Genomic DNA, 12463 nt, shown 5'->3' on the forward strand with positions numbered 1-12463 from the left:
GTCTCAACGTCCGGGGCCCCCCCGGCTGCCCACGACGCGCACCAGGTCCCGTTCCTCCAGCCGCGCGAGCAACTGGGAGGCGGTCACCTTGGAAAGGCCGGTACGCGTTCCCAGCTGCGTCCTGGTCAAGGGCCCCGCGGACAGGAGCAGTTCCAGTGCCGCGCGGTCGTTGAGCTGGCGTAGCAGCCGGGGAGTCCCCGGACGTTGAGACATAACCGTGACACCTCACCCTGTTTTTATTAGGAAAGTTTCCTGTTAATTTAGCTCACAACCTCACAGGAGGTCACGTCCTCGTAAGGCCCGCTTCGGGCCCTTCCGATACTCGCTGGGCCCTCCCGGTACCCGCTCCGGCGGGGCGGCCAACGTGCTATCCCAGCACAACCCCCACAAGACGTCGAACCGCGGGGTGATTCCCACGATCATCCCAGGCCGGTTCGAGCACAGGCGTCGCACCCCGGCGCGTCGTGCGAAGGGAGAAGAGATACAGATGAGGTTCCCCAAGATCGCCGCGGCCACGGCCGTGGTCCTGCTCGCCTCAGCGTGCGGCGGCTCCGACTCCGGTGACGGGGGCGGCGAGGCCGACAGCCTGACCGTCTGGGTCATGGGCACCTCCCAGGAGCCCCTCGTCGAGTACTTCGAGGACGTCGAGGCGCGCTTCCAGGAGAGCAACCCGGACGTGGCCGTCGAGGTCGAGTTCATCCCCTGGCCCGACGCGCAGGAGGCCATCACCAACGCCCTCGCCGGCGGCGACGCCCCCGACGTGCTGGAGGTCGGCAACGACCAGGTCCCGAACTGGGCCGCGCAGGGCGCCCTCATGGACATCACCGAGCAGGTGAGCGGCTGGGACGCCGCCGCCGGCATCGACGAGAACGCCCTGGAGTCCGGTGTCTACGAGGGCGTGCAGTACGGCGTTCCGTGGTTCTCGGGCGTGCGCACCCTGTACTACCGCGCGGACTGGCTGGAGGAGGTCGGCCACGAGCCGCCGACGACCTGGGACGAGTTGGTCGAGGTGGCCGGGGCCATCGAGGAGGAGTACGACGTCCCCGGCTTCGCCGCGCCGACCGACTTCACCAACGGCATCGCCAGCTTCATCTGGAGCAACGGCGGCTCGATCGCGGAGCAGAACGGCGAGGAGTGGGAGGGCAAGCTCACCGACCCCGCCACCGTCGAGGCCGTCGAGTTCTACGCCAGCCTGACCACCGACGGCATCTCGCCGCAGGACTACGTCGGCCAGAACGAGCTCATCGCACTGGCCGACATGGCCAACAGCGAGCTGGGCATGTACATCGACGGCGGCTGGGCGGTCGGCTCCATGGAGGAGCAGGCCGCGGACCCCGCGGTCATGGAGCACATCGTCGCCGCGCCCATCCCCGGCGCCGAGGGCATGGCCCCGGCCCTCGCCGGCGGTTCCGCCCTGACGGTGTTCACCACCACCGAGCACCCGGACCTGGCCTTCGAGCTGCTCACCGTCCTCGGCGACGAGGAGGGCGGCAAGGGCTACGCCGACGTCGCGGGCTTCTTCCCGGCCTACCCGCACCTGCTGGAGAGCGAGGAGTACCAGCAGGACCCCGCCACCGCCGCTGCCGCCGAGCAGATGCAGAACATCAGGTTCTTCCCGACCACCCCGCGCTGGACCGCGGCGGACCAGGACAACAAGATCCTGCCGGGCGCCGTCCTGGAGATCGTGCAGGGAGGCGACGCCGAGGAGGTCCTGACGGCGGCCAACGAGGAGCTGACCTCGATCCTCAACGAGCCGGTCGAGTAGCCCCCTCCGCCTGACTGAGTAGAGCTGCGCGCGGGCGGGGTCCAACGGCCCCGCCCGCCGCGGTCGGCCCACGCCTCGATTGAGAAGACCATGGCACAAACCGTCGAACCAGCGCCCGCGCGCGAGCGGGAGGAGGCCGCGAAGGCCCCCGCCTCCGAGCCCGCGCCTCGCCGCCGCGCGCTCCCCACCCCGTACCTGCTCATCGCACCGGCTCTGATCCTCCTCGCGGTCGTGCTGCTGTGGCCGATCGTGCAGATGGTGTGGTACTCGCTCACCAGCTTCACCACCCGCAACCTCCTGCCCAACCAGCCCGGCCCGGCCTGGAACGGCTTCGCCCACTACCAGACGCTGCTGACCGACCCCGAGTTCTGGGGGATCCTGCGCAACACGGTCGTGGTCTGCGTGCTGATGGTCGGCATCACGATGGTGCTGGGCACTCTCGTGGGGCTGCTGCTGAACAAGCTCCCCAAGTGGTTCTCGGGGTTCGTGGCCCTGGGCATGATGCTCGCCTGGGCCACCCCAGCGCTGAGCGCCTCCCTGGTCTTCCGCTGGCTGTTCCTGCCCGAGCGGGGCCTGGTCAACGTCATCCTGGACCGGATGCCGGACTGGCTGGTGGGCGGCGGATGGCTGCAGTACAACTGGTTCCTCGAACCGCTCCCGCTGTTCTCGATCCTCATCACCGTGATCGTCTGGCAGTCCTTCCCCTTCGTGGCCGTCTCCGTGCTCGCCGGGCTCAAGAGCATCCCCTACGAGCTGTACGAGGCCGCGAGGATGGACGGCGCGGGCGGCTGGAAGGCCTTCTGGAACGTCACGTTCCCGATGCTGCGCCCGCTGTTCGCCCTGCTGCTGGTCCTCCAGATCATCTGGGACCTGCGCGTGTTCACCCAGCTCTACATCCTGGCGAACAGCTTCCAGAACAAGGACGTCTACCTGCTCTCGTACTACATCTACCAGCAGGGCTTCAGCGCCAGCCCGGCCAACTACGGCATGGGTTCGGCTATCGCGGTGGTCATGACCGTGATGATCCTCGCCGTCACCGCGTACTACCTGCGCATCATGATCCGCCAGGGGGAGACCCGATGACCGCGATCGACCAGACCTCCGCATCCGCCGTCCGCGAGCGCGCCACCGGAGGCCCCCGGAGGGGCGGCCCGAGCGGCTCCCGGCGCGTCTACCGCCGCGGCCCGCTGCGCCGGCTGCGGCGCCTGCCGCTGTACCTTGCCGGACTCGCGGTGTTCCTGTTCTCGGTGTTCCCCGTGTACTGGATGGTCATCACGGCCTTCAAGCCGGTGGGCGAGATCTTCACCCGCGACCAGACGATCTTCCCGACGGCGCCGACCCTGGAGCACTTCGACCGTGTGCTCAACGGCCAGCTGATCCCCGGGGTGAACTTCTGGCAGTTCCTGGGCAACAGCCTGTTCCTCACCGTGGCCTCCGTGGCCATGGGAGCGTTCCTGTCGCTGCTGGCCGCCGTGGCCGTGGCCCGGTTCCGCTTCCGGCTGCGCACCGCGTTCATCATCCTGCTGCTGGTGATCCAGATGGTGCCGATGGAGGCGATGATCATCTCCATCTTCATCAACTTCCGCCAACTGTCCGACGTCAGCGGCGTGGAGCTTCTCGGCAACCTGTCCGGCCTGCTCATCGTGTACACGGCCGTGTCACTGCCGATCACCATCATGATGCTGCGGGGCTTCGTGGCCGCGGTGCCCAAGGAGCTGGAGGAGGCGGCGGCCATCGACGGCGCCAGCGCCTGGACCGTCTTCTGGCGCATCCTGATGCCCCTGGTCGCGCCGGGCCTGGTCGCGGCGAGCATCTTCGCCTTCATCACCGCGTGGAACGAGTTCATCGTCGCGCTGACGTTCCTGGGCCGCAGTACCGACAACTACACGCTGCCGCTGACGCTGTCCTACTACTTCGGCCGGTTCGGCACCGAGTGGGGGCCGATCATGGCCGCCTCCACCCTGCTGACCATCCCCGTGATGATCTTCTTCCTGTTCGTCCAGCGGCGCATGGTCTCCGGCCTGACCATGGGCGCGGTCAAGGGCTGACCGCGTCCCTCCCGCCGGGGCGGGTCCCGCGACGGACACCGCGGGCCCCGCTCCGGGCGCGCACTCCCCCCGTTTCCCCGCCCTTCGTCTGCCCGACCACGGGCACCCCTTCGCTCACCGAACGGAGTTCGTCATGCCGTACGACCCGACCCTGGCGCGTCTGGCCAACGCCACGCTACTGGTGCCCTTCGAGTCCTACCAAGCCCCGCGCTGGGTCCTGGAGGGTCTGGCGGACGGGATCTCCGGCGTCTGTCTGTTCCACAACAACCTGGACGGCCCCGAGCAGGTGACCGCGCTCAACGCGACCTTGGCCGGGGTCACCGACACCCCGCTGATCTCCCTGGACGAGGAGGGCGGCGACGTCACCCGCATCGGCCAGGCGCAGGGCAGCGACTACCCCGGCAACGCGGCCCTGGGCGCGGTGGACGACCCCGGCCTGACCCGCGCCACCCTGCGCTCCCTGGGCGGGCGCCTGGCCGAGCTGGGCTTCAACCTGGACCTGGCGCCTTCGGTGGACGTCAACGTCGCCGACGACAACCCGGTGATCGGCACCCGCTCCTTCGGCTCCGACCCCGAACTGGTCGCCCGACACGCGGCGGCCGCCGTGCTCGGCCTCCAGGAGGCGGGAGTGGCCGCGTGCGCCAAGCACTTCCCCGGTCACGGCGCCACCTCCCAGGACTCCCACCACGTGCTGCCGCGTGTGGAGGCCGACGCCGACCTGCTGCGCCGCCGCGAGCTGCTGCCGTTCCGCGCGGCCGTGGAGGCGGGCGTCCGGTCGATCCTGACCGCGCACATCGAGATGCCGGGTCTGGGCGGCGAGGGCCCCGCCACTCTCACTCCGCGCATCCTCAACGACCTGCTCCGCGGCGAGTTGGGCTTCACCGGCACCGTGGTCAGCGACGCCATGGACATGCAGGGCGTCAGCGGACGGATCGGCATCCCCGAGGCCTGCGTGCGCGCGGTGGCCGCCGGGGTGGACCTGCTGTGCCTGGGCCGGTTCGTCTACGCCGACCAGGTCGAGCTGATCCGCGCCGCGCTGGTGGACGCGGTCCGGCAGGGACGCCTGTCCGGGGAGCGTCTGGAGCAGGCCGCCGGACGCAACGCCGAGCTGCGGAGCTGGGTCCGCACGGCCCGGACCCGGGTCCCGGACGTGCCCGCTGCCGAGGGGGTGGGCCTGGTCGGCGCCCGCCGGGCGGTGCGTGTGGAAGGGGACCTGCCGCCGCTGGCGGACCCCTACGTGGTGGAGGTGGACGCCCCCTCCGGCATGGCGGTGGGCGAGGTCCCCTGGGGCCTGTCCCCCTGGTTCCCGGGCACAGAGCGGGTCTCCCCCGACGTCGCGCACGCCGACCGGCTGGCCGCCAGTGCCCGGGACCGCGACCTGGTCGTGGTGGTACGGGACGCGCACCGCTACCCGTCCGCCCAGGCGCTCGTCAACCGCCTGCTCAGCGCGCACCCCGGCGCCGTGGTGGTGGAGATGGGGCTGCCCATCTGGCGGCCCGCCTGCGGCGCGCACGTGAGCACCTACGGCGCCGCGCACGTGAACGGGCTGAGCGCGGCGGAGCTGCTGGGGGCCCCGGTGAGCGCCCCCTCCCCCGGCGTGAACTGAGCGCCCCGGCTCCGCTCCGCGTCCCGGCCGGTCCGCGACCGGCCGGGACCGCGCGTTCGGGTGACGCTCGTCACCGCGGCGGACATACTGGGGCGGGACACCCCGCGAGCGGGAACGTCACCGATGTCCCCGCAACCCGGTAGGAGAAGTACCCTTGGCCTGAAGCATCCCGGTCGGCGGCGCTCCCGTCGAGGACCGGTGCCCCATTCGCCCACTTACACACGGCATAATCACAGCATGCGCCTTTCAGCCCGGGTCGACTACGCGCTACGCGCGGCGGCGGAACTCGCCGTCGCCGACGAGGGGCCGGTGACGGCCGAACAGCTCGCACGCGCGCAGGCCATACCCGGAAAATTCCTCGAGAACATCCTCACCCAGCTACGCCGGGCCGGTCTGGTACGCAGCCAGCGCGGCCCCGTCGGCGGCTACTGGCTGGCCCGTCCGGCGGGGGAGATCTCCCTGGCCGACATCATCCGCGCGGTCGACGGACCGCTCGCCAACGTGCGCGGGGAACGCCCCGAGCACGTGGACTACGACGGCGCGGCCCGCAGCCTCCAGCAGGTGTGGATCGCGCTGCGCGCCAGTGAGCGCGCGATCCTGGAGGGCGTCAACCTCCAGCACCTGGTGACCAACGAGCTGCCCGAGACGGTGCGCTCGCTGGCCGAGGACCCCGAGGCCTGGGTGAACCACACCCACCGCTGACCGCCGCCCCGCGCGCAGGTCCCGTGAACACCGAAGGAGCCGACCGTCTGGTCGGCTCCTTCGTCGTGGTCACGGTGACGATGGACGGACAGTTCCGAGGAGGGGTCAGACCCCCACCATGTCGGCGACTTGGGGAACGCGATCCGGTACCGGGTCGATGCCGAGGTCCTGGGCGGAGACGGGGTCGTTCGTGACCGCGTCACCCAGCAGCGCCGCCTCCTGGAGCTCGGCGAGGGCGAGCTGGTCGGAGACCTCTCTCAGTACCTGCGAGAGCGGGACGCCCAGCGCCCCGCAGATCGAGGAGAGCAGTTCGGAAGAGGCTTCCTTCTGCCCGCGCTCGACCTCCGACAGGTAACCGAGGGATACACGTGCATCGGCCGACACCTCACGGAGGGTGCGGCCCTGGCGCTGCCGGAGCCGCCTGAGCACGTCACCAAGTAGGTGACGAAGCAGGACCATCATTCGCGCTCCCTCCCACCGGTAGCGACCTTCATATACACCACCGTACCTGTCCCACGCCCGATTCGGGCACCTCTTGCCGTCCTGTTCGCTGGAGGGGGAACCCCGCCCAGGGGTGGTTTTGTTCCCAAGGGTGAGGAAAGGAAGAACAGCCCGGAAAGTTCAGTCCCGGGCGTTTCCTTCCGTGCTCCCGCGCACAGCGGTGTCCAGGAGCAGCAGCGCCCCCTCGACCGTGCGGTATCGGATACCCGCACGGTCCCCGGTGAAACGGAAACGGCGGCCCCGCGTGGCCCCGTCGGGCGTGGCGACGGACACAAAGACCGTACCGACCGGCTGGCCGTCCTGGGGGTCGGGTCCGGCCACCCCGGTGACCGCGACGCCGTAGTCGGAACCCAGCAGGCGGCGGACGCCGAGCGCCATGTGCCCGGCGACCTCCGGGTGGACGGCGCCGTGCTGGGCAAGCAGGTCCGCGGGGACGCCCAGGACACTGTGCTTGGCGTCGGTGGCGTAGGCCACGACGCCGCCCCGGTAGGTGACCGAGGCGCCCGGGATCGCGGTTAGGTGGGCGCCGACGAGGCCGCCCGTCAGCGACTCGGCGGTGGCGCAGGTGGCGTCGGCCGCGAGCAGGGCCCGGTGGGCGGCCCCGGCGGCGGCCAGTGCCGCGGCACGCGGGTCCGGGTCACCGGGGACCGGCCGGTCCCGCTCCTCCGTCACGCGGCGGGGCCTTTGCGGGCGCGCACCGCGTCGAACACGTAGGTCAGACCGGTCCACAGGGTGACCGCCAGCGCGGCGGCCATCACGACGTGCGCGAACCAGACGAAGACCTCGCTGAAGGGCAGCACCTGGAGCGGGAAGAGGTAGACGCTGATCGCGACGATCTGGAGGACCGTCTTGAGCTTGCCGCCCTGGCTGGCCGGCATGACCACGTAGCGCAGGACCGCGAAGCGCAGCGCCGTGATGCCCCACTCGCGGACCAGGATCGCGATGGTCACCCACCACCACAGGTCGCCCTGGAGGGAGAGCACCACCAGCGCGGAGCCGGTGAGCGCCTTGTCGGCGATGGGGTCGGCGATCTTGCCGAAGTCGGTGACCAGGTTGCGGCGGCGGGCGATCTCGCCGTCGACCCGGTCGGTGATGGCGGCCAGCACGAAGACGGAGAAGGCGGCGAACCGCCACCACGAGCCGTCCAGGAACATGAACCACACGAAGAGCGGGACCATGACCAGACGACTCATCGTGAGGATGTTCGCGATGTTCCACAGGGGAACGCGGGGGGCGGGGGTCGCCGCAGGGTCGGGGGTGCTCATCTGTCCGCGGCTTCCCCGTGGGTGTCGTCCTGCTCCGCGATGAGGTCGGCCCCGGCCGACTGGATGACGGTGGCGCGCACCAGGTCGCCGACGGCCAGGCCCTCGCCGTAGAGGATCGTGCTGCCGTCCACCTCGGGAGCCTGGTGCTCGGAGCGGCCCTCGTAGGCGCCCTCCTCCAGCACGGTCTCCACCAGGACGGTGACCTCGGAGCCGACCCGTTCCTCGGCGCGCTGGGCCATCAGCTCCTCGGAGAGGCGGTTGAGCCGGTCCACGCGCTCGGCGACGACCTCCTCGGGCAGCTTGCCCCCGTGGCCGAAGGCCTCGGTGCCCTCCTCGTCGGAGTAGCCGAACACTCCGATGGCGTCCAGCCGGGCCTCGGACAGGAAGGAGACCAGGTCCTCGAACTCGGCCTCGGTCTCGCCGGGGAAGCCCACGATGAAGTTGGAGCGCGAGCCGGCCTCGGGAGCGCGCTCGCGGACCGTGTCCAGCAGCTCCAGGAAGCGCTCGCGGTCGCCGAAGCGGCGCATGCGGCGCAGGAGGGTGCCGCTGGCGTGCTGGAAGGACAGGTCGAAGTAGGGCACCACGCCGGGGGTCCCGGTGAGCACGTCCACCAGGCCGGGGCGGACCTCGGCGGGCTGGAGGTAGCTGACCCGGACCCGCTCCAGGCCCTCGACGGCGGCCAGGCGGGGCAGGAGCTTCTCCAGGGCTCGCACGTCGCCCAGGTCCTTGCCGTAGGAGGTGGAGTTCTCACTGACCAGGAACACCTCGCGCACGCCCTCGGAGGCCAGCCACTCGGCCTCGCGCACGATGTCGTCGGGGCGGCGTGAGAGGTAGGCGCCCCGGAATGTCGGGATGGCGCAGAAGGTGCAGCGCCGGTCGCAGCCGGAGGCGATCTTGAGGTTGGCAACCGGTCCGCCGACCAGGCGGCGGCGCGGGACGGAGGCGCGGTAGGGCAGCTCGGTGCCCTCGGCCCCGGCGGAGTCGGCGAAGCTGGCGTGGCCGGGGACGTGGGCCTGGGAGGCGTCGCGCTCGGCCGGACTGATCGGCAGCAGCGTGCGCCGGTCGCGGGGGTCGTGCGGGACCAGGGTCCGCCCGGCCACGACGTCGTCGAGCCGGTCGGTGATGGCGGCGTAGTCGTCGAAGCCGATGACCTGGGCCTCGGGCAGGGCCTGGGCCAGCTCGGAGCCGTAGCGCTCGGCCATGCACCCGGCGGCGACGACTCTGCCGCCGTTCTCCGCCGCTTCCAGGAGGGTCTCGATGGAGTCCTGTTTGGCCGCGTCGATGAACCCGCAGGTGTTGACGATGGTGACGTCGGCCTCGGTGTCGCCCTCGACGAGGTCCCAGCCGCCAGCGGACAGGCGCCCGGCCAGCTCTTCGGAGTCGACCTCGTTACGCGCACACCCCAGGGTGACGAGTGAGACAGTACGGCGCGATGACATGGCTTCCAAGCGTGTGGGAGAGCTTCGGGTGGCGCGGGGGCCGTCCCGGACCGGTCGTCCGTGCTCGGTGCACGGCGTGGTCCGGCGCCGCCCGCAGCCACCCACATTACCTTGGTCGGCTCACCCGCCCGTACCCCGGCCCGGATCGCTCCGGGCCGGGGCGCGGTCCGGTCACTGCCGCACACCGTCCGGGCCTATGGCGATCTCCTTGACCTCGCCCGGAAGACCGAGGGGGCCGGAGCCCTCGCCGTCGACGGTCACGCTGACCGCCCCCGCGTCGCCGACCCACAGGTTGAGCATGTCCTCGGTCACGTACTCCTTGACGTCGCCCTCCAGCAGGTAGCCGACGTAGAGGTCCTCTCCTTCGGCCCCGGTGACCTCGACCCAGCTGCGCCCGGAGGCGCCGAGTTCGACGGTGAACTCGACGGGCCCCCGCTCCGCCGCGGCCTCCTCCGCCCCCATGGCGGAGTCGACGGTCCTCTCGGTGACGGAGGAGTCGAAGGCAGAGCGCAGCGGGTTGCCCGCGTCCCAGTCCTGCCAGGTGCGGACCCCGACGAAGAGCGCCAGTAGGAAGATGGCCCCGACCACGGCCCAGGGCCAGTGGCGGCGGACGGCGTCGAGGGGCCGGGGCCTCGCGGCGATGACCACGGGACGGGTGACGGGGCCTCCCCGGCCGTGCCTGCCGCCCCGGGCCCCGCCCCACTGGGGCCCGCGGGCCCGGGACCCGCTGCTCCGGTACCTGCCGTCGGCGTGCCCGCCCCGCACGGGTCCGGTCCGCGCGGTGCCGACGTCGGCGCCCCCGTCCTCGGGCGCTCCGCCCTCGGGCACTCCGTCCTCGGGCGCCCGGGCACGGGGGCGGCGCCCCTCCGAGGTCTCGCGGGGGCCGGGGATCCACCCGGCCAGCCGCGACCTGCGGGGACCACGGCGCTCCCGGGGCTCCTCGTCGGGCTGGCGCGTCAGGAACTGCCTGCGTTCGAAGTGGCCCCAGCGCTGGGCTCCGACTCCGGAGTCGTCCTCTCCGAAGCGGTGGGCCATCACCGCCTCCCCGTCCTCCCCGGGACGGGTCTCGGCGCGCGCCGCGGCGGCCACGCGGGCCGCCTCGGGCACGGACGCCGGATGACGCTGCGGGGCGACGAAGGCGGGTACGGCGCGGGACGCGTGCTCGCGGTCGTACTCGGCCAGAAGCGGTGCCGGGTCCAGGCCGAGCGTGCGGCAGATGCCGCGGATGTGGCCGCGTGCGTAGAAGTCCCCGCCGCAGGAGAAGAAGTCCTCCTGCTCGATGGCCCTGAGGACGGGTTCCCGGATGCGTGTACGGATGCTGAGGTCCGCGACCGTGTACCCCGCCGCGACCCGGGCGGCGGACAGGGTCTGACCGATCGTCGCCATGCGCACTCCCCCCGCGACTGTGTGTAGCTGCAAGAGACCACTCTGCCGTCCGGGGCGTTTTCGCGCAGGTCACCACGCCCCATGAAGCCTCCAAGATCCCGCCAAATCGGGCATGCCTGTTTTTAAGGGATTCCAGTGGAGTTTCGGGAAAGGCCGCGACACGGGGCCTGAAGCCCGACTTCCCGGGTGCCGGTCGGCGCCCGCGCGCCGCAGCGCGGGGGCGGCGGCGCGGGTCAGGAGCCCCGGATGCCGGCCAGCACGGCGGGCAGGTCGTCGGGCTGGACGAGCACGTCGCGGGCCTTGGATCCCTCACTGGGTCCGACCACGTCGCGGCTCTCCATGAGGTCCATGAGGCGGCCCGCCTTGGCGAAGCCCACGCGCAGCTTGCGCTGGAGCATGGACGTGGACCCGAACTGGGTGGTGACCACCAGCTCGACGGCCTGCAGCAGCAGGTCCAGGTCGTCGCCGATCTCCTCGTCGATCTCCTTCTTCTTGGTGTCGGGGACGGCCACGTCCTCGCGGTAGCTGGGCTCGGACTGCTTCTTGCAGTGGTCGACGATCGCCCGGATCTCCTTCTCCCCCACCCAGGCGTTCTGGAGGCGGATGGGCTTGCCCGCGCCCATGGGGAGGAAGAGCGAGTCGCCCTTGCCGACCAGCTTCTCGGCGCCGGGCTGGTCGAGGATGACGCGGCTGTCGGAGAGGCTGGAGGTGGCGAAGGCCAGGCGGGAGGGCACGTTGGCCTTGATCAGGCCGGTGACGACGTCGACGCTGGGCCGCTGGGTGGCCAGCACGAGGTGGATCCCGGCGGCGCGGGCGAGCTGTGTGATGCGCACGACGGCGTCCTCCACGTCGCGGGGCGCGACCATCATCAGGTCGGCCAGCTCGTCCACGATGACCAGCAGGTAGGGGTAGGGCTCGTACTGGCGCTCGCTGCCGGGCGGGGCGGTCAGCTCCCCCGTGCGCACGGCGGCGTTGAAGTCGTCCACGTGCCGGTACCCGGAGGCGGCCAGGTCGTCATAGCGCCGGTCCATCTCCCCCACCACCCACTGGAGGGCCTCCGCGGCCCGCTTGGGGTTGGTGATGATGGGGGTGATCAGGTGCGGGATGCCCTCGTACATGGTCAGCTCGACCCGCTTGGGGTCGACCAGGATCATCCGCACCTCGTCGGGGGTGGCGCGCATCATCAGCGAGGTGATGAGCCCGTTGATGCAGGTGGACTTGCCCGCGCCGGTGGCGCCGGCCACCAGGACGTGCGGCATCTTGGCCAGGTTCGCGACCACGTTGGAGCCCTCGACGTCCTTGCCCAGGCCCACCAGCATGGGGTGGTCGTCGGAGGTCGCCGCGGGCGAACGAAGCACGTCGCCCAGGCTCACCAGGTCCTTGTCGGTGTTGGGGATCTCCACGCCGATGGCGGACTTGCCGGGGATCGGCGACTGGATGCGCACGTCGGCGCTCTTGACGGCCAGGGAGATGTTCTTGGCCAGGGCGGTGACCTTCTCGACCTTGACCGCGGGGCCCAGTTCGATCTCGTAGCGCGTCACCGTCGGCCCGCGGGTGAAGCCGGTGACGTCGGCGTCGATGTTGAACTGGGTGAACACCCCCGACAGGGCTTCGACGACCTCGTCGTTGGCCTTGGTGCGCGGCTTGACGGGGCTGCCGGGCTTGAGCATGGTCGGCGCGGGCAGCTCGTAGTCGCCCTCCACCACGCGGGAGGGGATGGTGAGCTGCTCGGTGGCGGCGGGGGCCGGGGT

Annotated in this window: 11 protein-coding genes and 1 pseudogene; 5 read left to right on the forward strand and 7 right to left on the reverse strand. The window is 71.3% G+C overall.

Features of this window, described 5'->3' with window-relative positions; all coding sequences use genetic code 11:
• Positions 1–15: 15 nt before the first annotated feature.
• A pseudogene (locus tag ABD54_RS22175) lies at positions 16–213 on the reverse strand (MarR family transcriptional regulator); the annotation flags it as partial.
• Positions 214–487: 274 nt separating this feature from the next.
• Here ABD54_RS22175 and ABD54_RS22180 point away from each other — a divergent pair.
• The 5 genes from ABD54_RS22180 (at position 488) to ABD54_RS22200 (ending at position 6121) form a co-directional block, all read left to right on the forward strand.
• Entirely contained in the window at positions 488–1765 is a 1278-nt protein-coding gene (locus ABD54_RS22180) for an extracellular solute-binding protein (protein WP_047871464.1), read from the forward strand.
• A 90-nt stretch (positions 1766–1855) separates the two neighbouring features.
• Positions 1856–2848, forward strand: a complete 993-nt coding sequence (locus ABD54_RS22185; protein ID WP_047871465.1) for a carbohydrate ABC transporter permease — start codon at positions 1856–1858, stop codon at positions 2846–2848.
• Positions 2845–3813, forward strand: a complete 969-nt coding sequence (locus tag ABD54_RS22190) for a carbohydrate ABC transporter permease (RefSeq protein WP_047871466.1) — start codon at positions 2845–2847, stop codon at positions 3811–3813. Before ABD54_RS22185 ends, ABD54_RS22190 begins: the two co-directional genes overlap by 4 nt.
• A 133-nt stretch (positions 3814–3946) precedes the next feature.
• A complete protein-coding gene (locus ABD54_RS22195; protein ID WP_047871467.1) occupies positions 3947–5419 on the forward strand; it encodes a glycoside hydrolase family 3 protein in 1473 nt (490 codons plus the stop codon).
• Between the two features lie 237 nt (positions 5420–5656).
• Positions 5657–6121, forward strand: a complete 465-nt coding sequence (locus ABD54_RS22200; RefSeq protein WP_013151707.1) for an Rrf2 family transcriptional regulator — start codon at positions 5657–5659, stop codon at positions 6119–6121.
• Positions 6122–6226: 105 nt separating this feature from the next.
• On the opposite strand, the gene ABD54_RS22205 is transcribed toward ABD54_RS22200, so the two are convergent.
• From ABD54_RS22205 to ABD54_RS22230, 6 genes are all read right to left on the reverse strand, one after another.
• On the reverse strand, positions 6227–6583 hold the full coding sequence (locus ABD54_RS22205) for a helix-turn-helix domain-containing protein (RefSeq protein ID WP_047871468.1): 357 nt from the start codon (positions 6581–6583) through the stop codon (positions 6227–6229).
• A gap of 159 nt (positions 6584–6742) precedes the next feature.
• Positions 6743–7294 (reverse strand): CinA family protein, encoded by a 552-nt coding sequence (locus tag ABD54_RS22210; RefSeq protein ID WP_047871469.1) that lies wholly within the window; start codon positions 7292–7294, stop codon positions 6743–6745.
• Positions 7291–7887: a CDP-diacylglycerol--glycerol-3-phosphate 3-phosphatidyltransferase gene (pgsA, locus tag ABD54_RS22215; RefSeq protein WP_047871470.1), complete on the reverse strand. Its 597-nt coding sequence runs from the start codon at positions 7885–7887 to the stop codon at positions 7291–7293. Before pgsA ends, ABD54_RS22210 begins: the two co-directional genes overlap by 4 nt.
• Positions 7884–9326, reverse strand: a complete 1443-nt coding sequence (gene rimO / locus ABD54_RS22220; protein ID WP_047871471.1) for a 30S ribosomal protein S12 methylthiotransferase RimO — start codon at positions 9324–9326, stop codon at positions 7884–7886. Before rimO ends, pgsA begins: the two co-directional genes overlap by 4 nt.
• A gap of 171 nt (positions 9327–9497) precedes the next feature.
• Positions 9498–10712 (reverse strand): helix-turn-helix domain-containing protein, encoded by a 1215-nt coding sequence (locus tag ABD54_RS22225; RefSeq protein ID WP_053063638.1) that lies wholly within the window; start codon positions 10710–10712, stop codon positions 9498–9500.
• Between the two features lie 233 nt (positions 10713–10945).
• Positions 10946–12463 (reverse strand): DNA translocase FtsK (locus ABD54_RS22230; protein WP_047871473.1); only part of this gene is annotated, 1518 nt, incomplete at its 5' end.

The organism is Nocardiopsis sp. RV163 (assembly GCF_001029525.1).
In the GTDB taxonomy this organism is placed as follows: domain Bacteria; phylum Actinomycetota; class Actinomycetes; order Streptosporangiales; family Streptosporangiaceae; genus Nocardiopsis; species Nocardiopsis dassonvillei.